This window comes from Agromyces badenianii (genome assembly GCF_003070885.1).
GTDB lineage: Bacteria > Actinomycetota > Actinomycetes > Actinomycetales > Microbacteriaceae > Agromyces > Agromyces badenianii.
On record NZ_CP028913.1, the window covers coordinates 1,623,730 to 1,639,204 of the forward strand.

Annotated in this window: 13 protein-coding genes; 3 read left to right on the forward strand and 10 right to left on the reverse strand. The window is 69.5% G+C overall.

Annotated features, from left to right (window positions below; all coding sequences use genetic code 11):
- Window positions 1-3: 3 nt before the first annotated feature.
- The 4 genes from proB to rplU all read right to left on the reverse strand — a co-directional run bounded on the left by proB (window position 4) and on the right by rplU (window position 3,080).
- Window positions 4-822, reverse strand: coding sequence for a glutamate 5-kinase (gene proB, locus DCE93_RS07755; protein WP_108595382.1), 819 nt, complete (start codon window positions 820-822; stop codon window positions 4-6).
- Window positions 819-2,423 carry a GTPase ObgE gene (obgE, locus tag DCE93_RS07760; RefSeq protein ID WP_108595383.1) on the reverse strand — a complete coding sequence of 535 codons (1,605 nt, stop codon included), beginning with the start codon at window positions 2,421-2,423 and terminating at the stop codon, window positions 819-821. The genes proB and obgE overlap by 4 nt, the downstream gene beginning before the upstream one ends.
- Window positions 2,424-2,494: 71 nt before the next feature.
- Window positions 2,495-2,752: a 50S ribosomal protein L27 gene (rpmA, locus tag DCE93_RS07765; RefSeq protein WP_108595384.1), complete on the reverse strand. Its 258-nt coding sequence runs from the start codon at window positions 2,750-2,752 to the stop codon at window positions 2,495-2,497.
- 19 nt (window positions 2,753-2,771) lie between these two features.
- Entirely contained in the window at window positions 2,772-3,080 is a 309-nt protein-coding gene (gene rplU / locus DCE93_RS07770) for a 50S ribosomal protein L21 (RefSeq protein ID WP_082600020.1), read from the reverse strand.
- A 759-nt stretch (window positions 3,081-3,839) separates the two neighbouring features.
- Between rplU and DCE93_RS07775 the strand changes: the two genes are divergently transcribed.
- The gene (locus DCE93_RS07775; RefSeq protein ID WP_244284122.1) at window positions 3,840-4,130 is read left to right on the forward strand and encodes a DUF4031 domain-containing protein; all 291 of its coding nucleotides are present in this window, start codon (window positions 3,840-3,842) and stop codon (window positions 4,128-4,130) included.
- Here DCE93_RS07775 and DCE93_RS07780 read toward each other — a convergent pair.
- Window positions 4,119-6,809, reverse strand: coding sequence for an Rne/Rng family ribonuclease (locus tag DCE93_RS07780; protein ID WP_108595386.1), 2,691 nt, complete (start codon window positions 6,807-6,809; stop codon window positions 4,119-4,121). The two genes, DCE93_RS07775 and DCE93_RS07780, sit on opposite strands and share 12 nt — an antisense overlap.
- A gap of 272 nt (window positions 6,810-7,081) precedes the next feature.
- Between DCE93_RS07780 and DCE93_RS07785 the strand changes: the two genes are divergently transcribed.
- Window positions 7,082-7,708, forward strand: a complete 627-nt coding sequence (locus DCE93_RS07785) for a vitamin K epoxide reductase family protein (protein ID WP_108595387.1) — start codon at window positions 7,082-7,084, stop codon at window positions 7,706-7,708.
- 54 nt (window positions 7,709-7,762) lie between these two features.
- On the opposite strand, the gene ndk is transcribed toward DCE93_RS07785, so the two are convergent.
- The 5 genes from ndk to DCE93_RS07810 all read right to left on the reverse strand — a co-directional run bounded on the left by ndk (window position 7,763) and on the right by DCE93_RS07810 (window position 13,972).
- A complete protein-coding gene (gene ndk, locus DCE93_RS07790) occupies window positions 7,763-8,182 on the reverse strand; it encodes a nucleoside-diphosphate kinase (protein ID WP_108595388.1) in 420 nt (139 codons plus the stop codon).
- The gene (locus DCE93_RS07795) at window positions 8,179-8,625 is read right to left on the reverse strand and encodes a DUF4233 domain-containing protein (protein ID WP_108595389.1); all 447 of its coding nucleotides are present in this window, start codon (window positions 8,623-8,625) and stop codon (window positions 8,179-8,181) included. Before DCE93_RS07795 ends, ndk begins: the two co-directional genes overlap by 4 nt.
- A complete protein-coding gene (locus DCE93_RS07800) occupies window positions 8,622-9,983 on the reverse strand; it encodes a bifunctional folylpolyglutamate synthase/dihydrofolate synthase (RefSeq protein ID WP_108595390.1) in 1,362 nt (453 codons plus the stop codon). Before DCE93_RS07800 ends, DCE93_RS07795 begins: the two co-directional genes overlap by 4 nt.
- Window positions 9,980-13,282 (reverse strand): isoleucine--tRNA ligase, encoded by a 3,303-nt coding sequence (gene ileS, locus DCE93_RS07805; RefSeq protein ID WP_108595391.1) that lies wholly within the window; start codon window positions 13,280-13,282, stop codon window positions 9,980-9,982. Before ileS ends, DCE93_RS07800 begins: the two co-directional genes overlap by 4 nt.
- A 294-nt stretch (window positions 13,283-13,576) precedes the next feature.
- A complete protein-coding gene (locus DCE93_RS07810; protein ID WP_108595392.1) occupies window positions 13,577-13,972 on the reverse strand; it encodes a GntR family transcriptional regulator in 396 nt (131 codons plus the stop codon).
- Window positions 13,973-14,099: 127 nt separating this feature from the next.
- Between DCE93_RS07810 and DCE93_RS07815 the strand changes: the two genes are divergently transcribed.
- The gene (locus DCE93_RS07815) at window positions 14,100-15,443 is read left to right on the forward strand and encodes an MFS transporter (RefSeq protein ID WP_108595393.1); all 1,344 of its coding nucleotides are present in this window, start codon (window positions 14,100-14,102) and stop codon (window positions 15,441-15,443) included.
- The last annotated feature ends 32 nt before the right edge of the window (window positions 15,444-15,475 follow it).

The window sequence follows — 15,475 nt, forward strand, 5'->3', positions numbered from 1 at the left end:
AGCCTAGGCGAGCGGGATGTCGCTCCCGCTCGTGTGACGCTCGGGGGCCGCATCGAACCAGGTGCCGATGTCGTCTCCCGAGAGCGCCTCGGTGACGAGCTGGGTGGCGGTGATGAGCACGGCGGCACCGGCCTCTGCGGCGATCCGGGCCGCGGAGACCTTGGTCTCCGCTCCCCCGGTGCCGACTCCGGCGCGTCCGGCCGCGCCGATCTCGACTCCCGCGAGGGGATCGCCGTACGGCACGTGCTCGATGCGGCGCGCGCCATCGAGGTGCGGCGGCTTCGTGTACAGCGCGTCGACGTCGGAGAGCAGCACGAGCAGATCCGCGCCGATGAGTTCGGAGACCAGGGCTGCGAGCCGGTCGTTGTCGCCGAACCTGATCTCGTGCGTCGCCACAGTGTCGTTCTCGTTGACGATCGGCAGGATGCGCAGGGCGAGCAAGCGGTCCATCGCGCGCTGCGCGTTCGAGCGCGGCGTGGCGTTCTCGAGGTCGCCGGCGGTGAGCAGGACCTGCCCTGCGAGCACGCCGTACCGGTCGAGGCTCGTCTGGTAGCGCCACATGAGCACGTTCTGGCCGACGGCTGCCGCGGCCTGCTGCGTGGCGAGGTCGGTGGGCCGGCCGTCGAGGTTGAGGAACGGGATCGCCGTGGCGATCGCGCCGGACGAGACGAGCACGATCTCAGCTCCCCGCGCGTGCGCCGCCGCAAGCGCGTCGACCAGCGGTCCGATCTGCTCGGCGTTCTCGCCGCTGATCGACGACGAGCCGACCTTCACGACGATGCGAGTCGCTGACGTGATCTCCGAGCGGCTGTTCGGGGTCATGCCCGATCCTCGCCGATCGAGTCCTCCCCGTCAGTGGGCACGGTCGCCGGCGCGGGGCCGTCGATATCGTCGCCCTCGGCAGCCTCAGCCGCAGCCTGCTTGTCGAGCTCCGACCACATGCCGGCGCCGCGCTCGCGCTCGAGCTCGGCGCGCGCCTCGGCCTTCGCGTCCATGCGCTCGTAGTACTCGCTCCGCCGTTCGGCACGGGTGGCACGCCGGTTCTCGTCGAGTCGTGCGTCGGTTCCGCGCGGCGCGGTGATGAGCTCGGCCGTGGAGGTGAGCGTCGGCTCCCAGTCGAACACCACGCCCGCGCCCTTGCCGATGACGACGGTCGATCCGGCGTCGGCGCCGGCGCGGACGAGCGCGTCTTCGACGCCGAGCTTCGCGAGGCGGTCGGCGAGGAATCCGACGGCCTCGTCGTTCGTGAAGTCGGTCTGCTGCACCCAGCGCTCGGGCTTCTGACCGAGTACTCGGTAGATCGTGCCGTAGCTGCCGCCTTCGGCACGCACGGTGTAGCCGGGGTCGTCGGAGGCCTTCGGTCGCAACACGATGCGCTCGGGCACCGGTGTCGCCGCCACTTCGGCGCGAGCGGCGTCGACGAGCTCGCCGAGCGCGAAGCCCAGCTGCCGAAGGCCTTCGTGGCTCACGGTGGAGATCTCGAACACGCGGTATCCGCGGGACTCGAGCTCAGCGCGCACGAAGGCGGCGAGCTCGCGCGCCTCGGGAACGTCGATCTTGTTGAGCGCCACGAGCTGCGGGCGTTCGAGCAGCGGCACCTGCCCCTCGGGCACCGGGTAGGCGGCGAGCTCGGCGAGGATCACTTCGAGATCGGTGATCGGGTCGCGCCCGGGCTCGAGCGTCGCGCAGTCGAGCACATGCAGGAGCGCCGAGCATCGTTCGACGTGGCGGAGGAACTCGAGTCCGAGACCCTTGCCCTCGCTCGCACCCTCGATGAGGCCGGGCACATCGGCCACGGTGAACCGGTGGTCGCCGGCCTGGACGACGCCGAGGTTCGGGTGCAGGGTCGTGAAGGGATAGTCGGCGATCTTCGGGCGCGCAGCGGACATGGCGGCAATCAGGCTCGACTTGCCGGCGGACGGATAACCGACGAGTGCGACATCCGCGATGGTCTTGAGTTCGAGCGTGATCTCGACCTCGTCGCCGAGCGTGCCGAGCAGGGCGAAGCCCGGGGCCTTTCGCTTCGTGGTCGACAGCGCCGCGTTGCCGAGACCGCCGAGTCCGCCCGCGGCGGCCACGAACCGGGTGCCGGGTTCGGTCAGGTCGGCGAGTTCCACGCCGTTCTCGTCTTTGACGACCGTGCCGACGGGCACCGGCAGCTCGAGGGTCTCGCCGACGGCACCGGAGCGGTTGTCGCCCATGCCGGGCTGCCCGTTCGCGGAGGTGCGGTGGGGGCGACCGTGGTAGCCGAGCAGTGTCGTCACCTGCGGGTCGGCGACGAGCACGATGTCGCCGCCGTGACCGCCGTTGCCGCCGTCTGGGCCGGCGAGCGGCTTGAACTTCTCACGGCGAACGGAGACGCAGCCGTTCCCGCCATGACCGGCACGCAGGAACAGCGTCACCTCGTCGACGAAGCTGACCATGCTGCATTCTCCAAACCGTTGAAACACGTGAGGGCGGGCCGAAGCCCGCCCTCACGATGACCGTCGGTCGACTATTCGCCGACCGCCACGATGTTGACGACCTTGCGGCCGCCCTTGTGGCCGAACTGCACTGCACCGGCCTCGAGCGCGAAGAGGGTATCGTCGCCACCGCGACCGACGCCCGCGCCCGGGTGGAAGTGGGTGCCGCGCTGGCGGACGATGATCTCGCCGGCGCCGACGACCTGACCGCCGAAGCGCTTCACGCCGAGGCGCTGCGCGTTGGAGTCACGACCGTTGCGAGTAGAGCTCGCTCCCTTTTTGTGTGCCATTAGCTGCTCTCCTCAGGCTCTACTTGATTCCGGTGACCTTGACGCGCGTGAGGTCCTGACGGTGCCCCTGGCGCTTCTTGTAGCCGGTCTTGTTCTTGAACTTCTGGATCACGATCTTCGGGCCGCGAAGGTCGTTCAGAACCTCGGCCGTGACCGTGACCTTCTCGAGCGCCTTGGCGTCGGAGGTGATCTTGTCGCCGTCGACGAGGAGCACCGCGGCGAGCGTGACGTTGCCGTCTTTGTCTGCCTTGATGCGGTCCATCGTCACGATGGTGCCGACTTCGACCTTCTCCTGCCGACCGCCGGCGCGCACTACTGCGTAAACCACTACTCGTACCTATCTCTGGGGAACCCGAGGGCTCCGACTGTCTGATGGGGTGTCACTGCGCGGGACCCCAGCGGGAAGGAGGGTCGTCACTGCCAGAAAACTGTGTGCGGGTGATTCTGAACGACAGAGATCTGCAATTCAGAAGCCCGCGGATGGGCACACCGGGATAAGCGGCGGCACCAACGGTCGAGTTTACCGGATGCCGGGGGGCCGGTCAAACGCGCGCCCACCGGCGAGTCGCGAGGGCTGCGAGTAGGATCACCCCATGACCGTGCTGATCGACACGCCGCTCAGTACCGAGTACGCATCCAAGACATCGTGGCGCTTGATCCCCTATCGCGGCGGCTCGCCATCCGCGATCCGACGGATGTCATCCATCCGAAGGCCCCGCTCACCCCGAGCCTTCATCCTCACGACTGAGCGTTTCGTCTGTCGATAGACGCGGACGGTATCTGCGACTCCGAGCACTACCACCCCGCTCACTATGACCGCGAGAACCCATCCCTCGCGAACGCCGACTGCATACAGAACGAACGCACCCGCGATGGCGAGTAGCACCACGCCGAGTAGCGCAAGCTGGCGCAGTGCGCGGCGTCCCTCAGGGTGCATCTCGAAATCGTACCCGCAAGGATGGAGTTCTCCAGCCGCACGGTTGGATCGAGGTCGCCGACCTCGTCCGGGCGCGGCGGGGAGTCGCCGCCCTCGCACTCCGCGGGCGTATCGTGTGCCCATGATGCGCGACACACCGCGAGTGCTCAATTGATACTCATCGACACGCCGCTCTGGCCGAAGCACGGCACCGTCTGGGCGCACCTCGTCAGCGACGAGTCGATCGAGGAACTCCGCGCTTTCGCCGATCGCGCCGGACTGCCCGCGCGATCGTTCGATCTCGACCACTACGACGTGCCGGTCGACCGCTACGACGACTTGGTCGCGGCGGGCGCCGTGGCCGTGTCTCCGAGGGAACTCGTCGAGCGGCTGCGCCGAAGCGGGCTGCGCGTCACGCCGCGTGAACGGCGGGAGCGCGCAGCCCGACCATCACTCGGTTGAGGCGGATGCCGCGTCGTCGCCCGAGCCGTCGGCTCGGGTGATCACGGGCACGGCGCCAGCCGTGCTGAGCGCCGCCGTCGAGACGCGGCGGCTGCGTCCGCGACCCTCGCCCGCCTTCTTGGGGGCCGGCAGTGCGTCGAGCACCGAATCGAGGAGCACCTCGGCCTCGGCGACGCGCACCGGGCGCTTGCGCGGAGCCGGGGGCACGGGCAGGTCGAGGATCTGCGTGACCTCGGCTGCCGGAGCTGACGTGTCGTCGTCGGAGCCGACCGGGCCGGCCGGCGCACCGGCGGAGGATGCCGGCGCGGCGGCGCCCTGCTCCTGGGATACGCGGCGGTGACGGCCGCGACGACGACCGTTCGAGCCCTCGACGGGCTTCTCGGCGGTCTCGGCCTTCGGCGCGCGAGCCGTCTCGGCCTGCTCGGCCTGCGGCGTCTCCCCGGCGGCATCCGTCGCGTGCTCGTCGGCCTTCTGCTCGGCGTGCGGAATCGTCGACGCTGCGATCTGGGCGAGCGCGTTCTTCACGTCGTCGGTGATCGCGTGGGTGCCGGTGTGCGCCGCAGGCGCGGCGGGCGCCTGTGCCTGCTGCTGGTTTCCGCCTCGTCCGCGACGGCGCTCGGGCTGCTGCTGGGCCGTGCGGTGCTTGACCACCGGCTCGTGGTGCACGATGATGCCGCGCCCGGCGCAGACGTCGCACGGCTCGCTGAAGGACTCCAGCAGGCCGAGGCCGAGCTTCTTGCGCGTCATCTGCACGAGGCCGAGCGAGGTCACCTCGGCGACCTGGTGCTTCGTGCGGTCGCGGGAGAGGCACTCGACGAGCCGGCGCAGCACGAGGTCGCGGTTGCTCTCGAGCACCATGTCGATGAAGTCGACGACGATGATGCCGCCGATGTCGCGGAGCCTGAGCTGACGCACGATCTCTTCGGCCGCCTCGAGGTTGTTCTTCGTGACGGTCTCTTCGAGGTTGCCGCCCGAACCGACGAACTTGCCGGTGTTGACGTCGACCACGGTCATCGCCTCGGTGCGGTCGATCACGAGGGAGCCGCCCGAGGGAAGCCACACCTTGCGATCGAGCGCCTTCTCGATCTGCTCGCTGATGCGGAACTCGTCGAAGGAGTCGCGTTCGCCGGCGTACGCCTCGACGCGCTCGAGCAGATCGGGAGCGACCGCGCGCAGGTAGCGCTCGATGGTCTGGCGCGCTTCGTCGCCCTCGATGACCATCTTCTGGAAGTCCTCGTTGAAGACGTCGCGCACGATCTTGATGAGCAGGTCGGGCTCGGAGTGCAGCAGCGCGGGCGCCTGCACCTTCTCGAGCTGCTTCTCGATGTCGGCCCACTGGGCGATCAGGCGGTTCACGTCGAGCGTGAGCTGCTCTTCGGTCGCCCCCTCGGCGGCGGTGCGCACGATGACGCCCTGGTTGTCGGGCAGCACCTCTTTGAGGATCTTCTTCAGACGCGCCCGCTCGGTGTCGGGGAGTTTGCGGCTGATGCCGTTCATCGAGCCATTGGGCACGTAGACGAGGTAGCGGCCGGGTAGTGACACCTGGCTCGTGAGTCGGGCGCCCTTGTGCCCCACGGGGTCTTTCGTGACCTGCACGAGCACCCGGTCGCCGGGCTTCAGCGCGAGCTCGATGCGGCGGGGCTGGTTCTTCTCGCCGTTCTCGGCGGCGGCCTCCCAGTCGACCTCGCCCGAGTAGAGCACGGCGTTGCGTCCGCGGCCGATGTCGACGAAGGCCGCCTCCATGCTCGGCAGCACGTTCTGCACACGACCGAGGTAGACGTTGCCGATGAGCGAGGCGTCTTGGTTGCGAGCGACGTAGTGCTCGACGAGCACGCCGTCTTCGAGCACGCCGATCTGGATGCGGCCGCCCTTCTCGCGCACGACCATCGAGCGGTCGACGGACTCACGACGGGCGAGGAACTCCGCCTCGGTGATCACGGCACGGCGACGACCGGCGTCGCGCCCGTCGCGGCGGCGCTGCTTCTTCGCCTCGAGACGCGTGGAGCCCTTGACCTTCTGCGGCTCGGTGATGAGCTCGGGCTCGCGCGGCGTTCGCACCTTGACGACGGTGTTGGCGGGCTCGTGCGAGTTCGAACGGCCCTCTTCGCCGCTGCGGCGACGGGTGCGCCGGCGAATCGTCGAGCTCTCCTCGTCGTCGCGCTCACGGCCGTCTCGGTCGCGAGCGTCGCGCTCACGGCCGTCTCGCTCACGAGGCGCGCGATCGTCGCGCTCACGAACGCCGCGATCTTCGCGCTCGGGGCGATCGAAGGTCGGGAGCACGGGCGGCGCGTGGAAGATCAGCGACGTCGTGGTGAGCGTCGTCGGGATCGGGGAGACGATCGCCGGCTCGGGCTCGACGGCCGGTTCGGGCGTCACGGCAGCATCGCCAGGGGCGACGGATGCCTCGGGGCCGGACTCGACCGCGTCGTTCGCGTCACCCGCGGCAGCCGTCTCCGGTCGCGCGGTGGCGTCCTCGACGCTCGCCGCATCGTTCGACTCGAGCGACGGCACCTGCGCGGGCTCCGTCACCGGGGCGCGTTCGGCCTCGGGTTCGACCGGTGCAGCGTCGACCGCCTTGGAGCGGCCTCCGCGCCGGGAGCCGAAGAGGCCGCCGCGCCGACGGGTCGATGCATTGCCGACCTCGGGTTCGTTCGTGTTCTTCTCGTTGCCTTCCACCATCTCTGGTGCACTCCTACGCCGGTTCCGACGGCCGCGCCGTCGTACCGTACTCGTCTGGAGCGGCTCCGCTTCACGCAGAGCCGCCGAATCCTTCACTACTGCGACCGGCAGGTTGCCTGTGTCGCCACGTCTTGCGGTGTGTTCACCGCCTACTCGGATGCGCTGCATCCTCAAGCCCTCATTGGCGTCGTGCCGGGCGCGGCCCGGACGACTCCCTCGATTATCGCATGCTCTCGCAGTCAGGGGTGGAATCGGCGTGCCATAATCCGAGCATGCCGGACTCCACCCGACGGTCCAGACCCGTTGCCCTCGCCGTGTTCTTCGTCATCGCCGGGGCGCTCGGCCTCTACGCGGCGTTCGAACTCACGATCGAGAAACTGCTCACGCTCAGCGATCCGTCGCACGTCCCGGCGTGCAACGTCGGCGTGCTCGTCGGCTGCAGCACGAACCTCGCGTCGTGGCAGGGCTCGCTCTTCGGCTTCCCCAACCCGTTCATCGGCCTGATGGCCTGGCCCGTGGTGATCGTCATCGGCATGGCGATCCTCGCCGGCGCGACGTTCGCCCGCTGGTTCTGGGTGCTCTTCAATGTCGGCGTCGCCGGCGCGATCGTGTTCGTCGGCTGGCTGATCTTCCAGAGCATCTACGTGCTCGACGTGCTCTGCCCGTGGTGCATGCTCACCTGGGCGGTGACGATTCCGATTTTCTGGGCACTCACCCTGTACAACCTGCGCGAGGGACATATTCCGGTACCGGCACGCGTCCGTCGGCTCGCCGGCGCCTGGTTCTCCTGGGTGCCGCTCATCACGGTCGTCTCCTACGCCGTCGTGATCCTGCTCGCCCAGGTGCAGATGAACGCGATCCCGCGGGTCATGATCGACCTGCAGAACCTCTTCGGCTGAGACTTGGATGCCGCGGCGAGCGGTCACCCGATCGCCGCGACATCCGCCGAGCCGTCAGAACCAGAGAGCCAGCTCGCGTTCGGCCGACTCGACCGAGTCGGAACCGTGCACGAGGTTCTGCTGCACCTTCAGGCCCCAGTCGCGGCCGTAGTCGCCGCGAACGGTGCCGGGCGCCGCGGTCGTGGGGTCGGTGGTGCCCGCGAGCACGCGGAAGCCCTCGATCACGCGGTTGCCGGCGACCCGCATCGCGACGATGGGTCCGGACTGCATGAACTCGATGAGCGGTTCGTAGAACGGCTTGCCCTCGTGCTCCTCGTAGTGGCGGGTGAGCAGCTCGCGGTCGGCCTGCACGAGGCGGATGTCGACGAGCGAGTAGCCCTTGGCTTCGATGCGGCGCAGGATCTCGCCGGTGAGGTTGCGTGCGACGCCGTCGGGCTTGACGAGCACGAGGGTCTCTTCGATCGGGGTGGTCATTCCTGTTCCTTCCATTGAGCGGCCGCGGCCGCTCGTTCTCGGTCGATTCGTGCACCGGCCACCATGCAGTACCACCACATGCCGCCGAAGAGCGCGCCCACGACGAACATCGCGGGGTTGAGGAATCCCGACGCGACGATGAGCACCTGGATGACCCAGCCGAGCGGATACGCCCAGCTGAAACGCAGGAGCCCGATCGTCGCGACCAGGCCGACGATGATGATGCCGCCGGCCGCCAGGGCGACCCATGACGGCATCGAGCCTTCGACGCCGCCCTGCGCGAGCCCCCAGATGACGAGGGCGGCGAGGAAGACCACGATGACCTCGAAGCCGAGCACGATGGCGGCGAGGCTCCGGCGAATGGAGCGGGGTGCGGCGACCGCCGCACCGGCGGAGTCGTTCGAGGTGTCGTCGGGTTCGTGAGCCGGCATCGCGTCGCTCATGCGCGACCCCAATCGCGGTCGGCGGCGATGCCGATCGCCTCACCGACCAGCACGATCGAACCGGCGACGATCACCGCGCGCTTCGCCGCGGCCGCCGCCCAGGCACGAGCCTCGCCGAGAGCGTCGTCGAGCCGTGCGGCGACCTCGACCCGTTCGGGTCCGACGACACGCGCGACGGATGCCGCGAGCTCGTCGGCGCCGACCGCGCGATCGGAGTCGGGCGCGGTGACGATGAACCGGGACCCGCCCCCGGCGAGTGCGCCGACGATGCCGGCGACGTCTTTGCCGGCGAGCACGCCGAGCACGAACACGACCTCGTCGAAGTCGAAGTACTCCTCGAGCGCGGCCGCGAGCGACGCGGCGCCGTGCGGATTGTGCGCGGCGTCGACGAGCATCGAGGGTTCGGTGCCGACGATCTGCAGGCGGCCCGGTGAGGTCACCGAGCCGAGCCCCTGCTGCAGCACCTCGTCGGCGAGACGCATCGTGCCGGCCCCGAGGAACGACTCGACGGCGGCGATCGCCACCGCGGCGTTCTCGGCCTGGTGACGTCCGAAGAGCGGCAGCGCGAGGTCGCGGTACTCCCCCGCGAGCCCCTTCACCGAGATGAGCTGACCGCCGACGGCGACGCGCGAGTCGAGCACCGCGAAGGCGCCGCCCTCGACGGCGAACGAGCCGCCCTGCTCGGCGGTCACGTCGCGCAGCACGGTGAGCGCCTCGGGTGCCTGGAAGGCCGTGACGACGGATGCCTCGGGCTTGATGATGCCCGCCTTGGTGCGCGCGATCTGCTCGATCGAGGTGCCGAGCGCCGCCTGGTGGTCGAGGTCGATCGGCGTGAACACGGCGACCTGGCCGTCGGCCACGTTCGTCGAGTCCCATTCGCCGCCCATGCCCACCTCGAGCACCACCACGTCGACCGGCGCGTCGGCGAAGCACGCGAACGCGAGCACGGTCAACGCCTCGAAGAAGGTGAGCCGCGGCTCGCCGGCCGCGTCGAGCTCGTGGTCGACCATCACGACGTACGGCGCGATCTCCTCCCAGTTGCGGGCGATCGCCTCGTCTGTGACCGGCTCGCCGTCGATGAGGATGCGCTCGGTGAAGCGCTCGAGGTGCGGGCTCGTCATGAGGCCGGTGCGCAGCCCGCCTGCGCGAAGGATGGACTCGATCATGCGGCTCGTCGACGTCTTGCCGTTGGTGCCGGTGATGTGGATGACCGGCGCCGCGCGATGCGGGTCGCCGAGCAGTTCCACCGCCCGGCGGGTGGCGTCGAGGCGCGGCTCGGGGGCCGCTTCGCCCACCCGGTCGAGCAGCGACCGGTAGACCGCGTCTGCGGCGTCGGCGTAGTCGAGTTCGTCGGTCATGCCTTCGTCACCTCCACGGTCAGGCGAGACGATTCGCCGACCGCCTTCGCGTCCATGCCGGGCGACCCGGCGATCACGGCGAGCTCGGTCGCGAGCGTCTCTCCCGCGATGAGCGCGCGGTGCCGCTCGGCTGCCGCCGCGCCCGACTCGTCGAGGGTGAGCGCGAGCCGGATGCGGTCGCCGACGTCGAGGCCGGCGGCCTTGCGCGACTCCTGCACGGCGCGCACGATGTCGCGGGCGAGCCCTTCGGCTTCGAGCTCGGGAGTCGTCGCGGTGTCGAGGATCACGAAACCGCCGTCGGCGAGCAGGGCGAGGGCGCTCGACCCGTCGTCGGTGCCGCCTGCCTCGAGCACGAGTTCGTACTCTCCCGACTCGAGCGCGATGCCGCCGGCGACCACCGCGTCGCCGTCGACGCTCCAGTCGCCCGAGCGAGCGGCCTGGATCGCCTGCTGCACGGTCTTGCCGAGCCGAGGCCCGGCGGCACGCGCGTTGACGGTGAGTCGTTTGGTGACTCCGAATCGCTCGGCGCTCGAGGCGTCGAGGGTCACGAGGTCGACGGTCTTCACGTTGAGCTCGTCGCGCACGATCGCCTCGAATGGCGCGAGCGCCGAGGCATCCCTCGCCACGACCGTGAGCCTGGCGAGCGGCAGCCGCACCCGACGCCCCGACTGCTTGCGCAGCGAGAGCGCCGCAGAGCTGATCTCGCGCACCGAGTCCATCGCGGCGACGAGCTCGTGGTCGACCGGGAACCCGGCGGCGTCGGGCCAGTCGGCCAGGTGCACGCTGCGACCGCCCGTGAGGCCCCGCCAGATCTGCTCGGAGAGGAGCGGCAGCAGCGGGGCGGAGAGGCGGGTGAGCGTCTCGAGCACGGTGTAGAGGGTGTCGAACGCCTCACGACCCGAGCCGTCGGCGTCGACGCCCGCCCAGAACCGGTCGCGCGAACGACGCACGTACCAGTTGGTCAGCACGTCGCCGAAGTCCCGGAGCTTCGCCGCAGCGAGCGGCGAGTCGAACTCTTCGAGGTCGGCGGTGACGTCGGTCACGAGCTCACCGAGCTTGGCGAGCAGGTACCGGTCGAGCACGTCGGTCGAGTCCGCGCGAGCGGATGCCTCGTAGCCGCCGCCCTGCGCCGAGTTCGCGTACAGCGAGAAGAAGTACCAGGTGCTCCAGAGCGGCAGCATGAACTGCCGCACGCCCTCGCGGATGCCCTCTTCGGTGACGATGAGGTTGCCGCCGCGCAGCACCGAGCTCGACATCAGGAACCAGCGCATCGCGTCGGAGCCGTCGCGTTCGAACACCTCGGAGACGTCGGGGTAGTTGCGCAACGACTTCGACATCTTCTGCCCGTCGCTGCCGAGCACGATGCCGTGGCTCACGACGTTCGAGAACGCGCGCCGGTCGAACAGCGCGGTCGAGAGCACGTGCATGACGTAGAACCAGCCGCGGGTCTGGCCGATGTACTCGACGATGAAGTCGGCCGGGTTGTGGCTGTCGAACCACTCCTGGTTCTCGAACGGGTAGTGCACCTGCGCGAACGGCATCGAGCCCGAGTCGAACCACACGTCGAAGATGTCGGGGATGCGCCGCATCGTCGAGCGGCCCGTCGGGTCGTCGGGGTTCGGGCGCACGAGCTCGTCGATGTAGGGGCGGTGCAGGTCGGGCTCGCCCTCGGGGTTGACCGGCAGCCGGCCGAAGTCGCGCTCGAGCTCTTCGAGCGACCCGTAGACGTCGATGCGGGGGTACTCGGGGTCGTCGCTCTTCCACACCGGGATCGGCGAACCCCAGTAGCGGTTGCGGCTGATCGACCAGTCGCGGGCGCCGGCGACCCACTTGCCGAACTGCCCGTCTTTCACGTTGTCGGGCACCCAGTTGATGTCGTGATTGAGCTCGCCCATGCGGTCGCGGAACTCGGGCACGCGGATGAACCAGCTCGAGACCGCCTTGTAGATGAGCGGGTTGCGGCAGCGCCAGCAGTGCGGGTACGAGTGCTCGTAGCTCGCCTGGCGGAGCAGTCGACCCTCGGCCTTGATGAGCTGGGTGAGCGGCTTGTTCGCGTCGCTCCAGAGCTGCCCCGCGACATCCGTCACCGCCGGCAGGAACCGGCCGCCCTCGTCGAGCGAGATGATTACCGGGATGCCGGCCGCTTCGGAGATCTTCTGGTCCTCCTCGCCGTAGGCGGGAGCCTGGTGCACGATGCCCGTGCCGTCTTCGGTCGTGACGTAGTCGGCGACGAGGATGCGCCAGGCGTTCTGCAAGCCGTACGCCTCGACATCGGCGTAGTAGTCGAAGAGCCGGTCGTACGCGACGCCCTCGAGCTCGGCTCCGCGCACGGTGCGCGAGATCGCGGCCCGTGCCTCATCGACGGAGTCGTAGCCGAGCTCCTTCGCGTAGTTGCCGACGAGGTCGACGGCCAGCAGGTACTCGCCGCCGAGCACCTCGGTGTCGGATGCCGCGCCGCCGGCCTTCTCGCGCAGCACGGTGGCATCGGGCGTGCCGTGCGGCCCGGCGGGCACGACGGCGTACTCGATGTCGGGCCCCACCGCGAGCGCGAAGTTCGTGGGCAGGGTCCACGGAGTGGTCGTCCACGCGAGCGCGCGCACGGCCGTGAGGCCGAGCGACTCCGCCTTCGGTCCGACGAGCGGAAAGGTCACGGTGACCGTCTGGTCTTGACGCATCTTGTAGACGTCGTCGTCCATGCGCAGTTCGTGGTTGGAGAGCGGCGTCTGGTCGCGCCAGCAGTAGGGCAGCACGCGGTAGCCCTCGTAGGCGAGGCCCTTCTCGTGCAGGGTCTTGAACGCCCAGATCACGCTCTCCATGAAGGTCACGTCGAGGGTCTTGTAATCGTGCTCGAAGTCGACCCAGCGCGCCTGGCGGGTGACGTACTCCTGCCACTCCGTCGTGTACCGGAGCACGGCGTCGCGGGCGGCCTGGTTGAAGGCCGCGATGCCCATCTCCTCGATCTCGCTCTTGTCGGTGATGCCGAGCTGGCGCTCGGCCTCGAGTTCGGCGGGCAGGCCGTGGGTGTCCCAGCCGAAGCGGCGGTGCACCTGCTTGCCGCGCATCGTCTGGAAGCGCGGGAAGAGGTCTTTCGCGTAGCCGGTGAGGAGGTGGCCGTAGTGCGGAAGGCCGTTGGCGAAGGGCGGGCCGTCGTAGAACACCCACTCCGGTGCGCCCTCGCGCTGGTCGATCGAGGCCTGGAACGTGCCGTCGGCCTTCCAGAAGGCGAGCACGTCGCGCTCGACGGCGGGGAACTCGGGTGAGGGGGCGACACCGTGGTCGTCTGGGGTACGGGGGTACACGCTCGCTCCTTGCGGGGACGGATGCTCTCACGAGGACGCCGGTGCTCGATCGAGCGCCGCCGCGGTACCACCTCGCTTGCGAGTCGCGCCTTGCGACCGACTCGCCCCTCGTTGCCGGCTGTGACGGGCCGCACCGTTCGGTTCTACTGCCGAGCGGATGCCGCGAGGCGCCCGCCCGGGTTCTTCCGAAGACTCCCCGGTGATGGCCGGATCGATGTCGTTGTTACGTTCACGTTGCTACATTCACGACTGCTGCGCCGGCCCATGGCCGGATCGAAGTCGTTGCCGTCAAGACTACCGTCTCGGGGCGGCGCGAAGCACGCCCGAGGCCCTGGGTGCCGAGCGGTACGCCTCGCTGACGAGGGCGAGGAGCGCGGCCTCGGGCAGTTCGTGGTTCTTCGCCTCGTCGACGAGGTCATGAACGGCTCCGGCGAGCGCACTGTGGCCGCCGATGCGAACGGCCACGACGGCGCCCCTGCCGCGGTGGAGCTCGATGAGCCGCTCGTCGCGGAGCCGATGGTAGGCCCGGAGCACGGTGTGCACGTTCACCTTCAGGGAGGCGGCGAGCTCTCTGGACGCCGGCAGGCGTTCGCCGCCGGCGAGGCGCCCGTCGATGATCGAGGCGCGCAGGCCGGCGGCGAGCTGCTCGAAGAGCGGTGCTTCGAGGGCGGGGTCGAGGCGGATGAGCACGTCATGAGCCTATTGTTCTAGTTGAACGCGAACAAGTCGCTTGTCGCCGCACCGGGGCGCTGTCAGGATGAGGGCGGTCCTCACGACCACCCGCTCTCCCGCCGCTTCGACGGCGCGCTCCCAAGGAATGACTGTGACCGCCACCACCCACGCCGAATCCGCCGCCTCCGCCAGCCCCACCCGCAGGGTCGCCTGGGCCTCGATGATCGGCACGTCGCTCGAATCGTTCGACTTCTACGTCTTCGCGTACTTCTCGGCGTACTTCATCGGTCCGCTCTTCTTCGACCCGCTCGGCGACTTCGGCGGCACGCTCGCTGGGTTCTCGACCATCGCCGTGGCCTTCATCGTGCGACCGCTCGGCGCGGCGCTGTTCGGGCACATGGGCGACCGGCTCGGCCGCCGGGCGACGCTGCTCTGGACCGTCGGCGTCATGGGCGTCGCGACGGGCCTGATCGGGCTGCTGCCCACCTACGCGCAGGCCGGATGGCTCGGCGCCATCCTGCTCGTGGTGCTGCGCGTCGTGCAGGGACTCTCGCTGGGTGGTGAGTGGGGCGGCTCGATCCTGCTCGCGACCGAGCACTCCGGCCCGGTGAAGCGAGCGTTCTACGCCGCCATCCCCCAGCTCGGCTCCCCCGTCGGATCGATCCTCTCGGCCGCACTCTTCATCGTCATGACGCTCGCACTCCCCGCGGAGGAGCTCGCCGCCTGGGGCTGGCGCATCCCGTTCCTCCTGGCCCTGCCGCTGCTGCTCGTCTCGCTCTACCTCCGCTGGTCGATCGACGAGACCCCGGTGTTCCGCGAGGTCGTCGCCGAGGGCCGCCGCGACCGCGTTCCCTTCCTCGCGATGTTCGCCCGGCGCCCGGTCGCGATCGTCGTGGCGATCGGTGCCGCGCTCCTCGGAATCGGCTCGTACTCGCTCATGAACACCTACACGATCAACTACGGTGCCGAGCAGCTCGGGTTCAGCTTCCAGGACCTGCTCGTGGCGACGACGATCGGCGGTCTCCTCCAGCTCGTCACCATCCCGCTCTTCGGATCGTTGGCGACTCGCATCGGCTCGGCCCGGGTGGTGGCCTGGGGCGCCCTCGGCACGCTGCTCATCACCTTCCCGATGTACTACCTGCTGCAGTTCGCGACGTTCCCGATCCTCGTCGGCACCATGATCATCGGCGGCATCCTGCCCACGATGTCGTGGGCGGCGCTCGGCGGCCTCATGAACGACCTGTTCCCAGATCACTTCCGGTACTCGGCGCTCTCGGTGTCGTACGCCATCGCCGCGACCGTCGGCGGCTTCGTTCCCCTCGTCACCATCGCGATCGGCGAGGCCAGCGGCTACGCGTGGTGGCACCCCGGCATCGTGCTCGGCATCCTCTCGCTGCTGACGCTCGTCGCGGCCTTCGTCGCCGCACGCATGCGGAAGGCGCCCGAGGTCGGCGAGTTCGACGATGCGCGGGAGCACGCCACGGTCTGATCGGCGGCCCGCCGAGGCATCCGCCCCGCTGA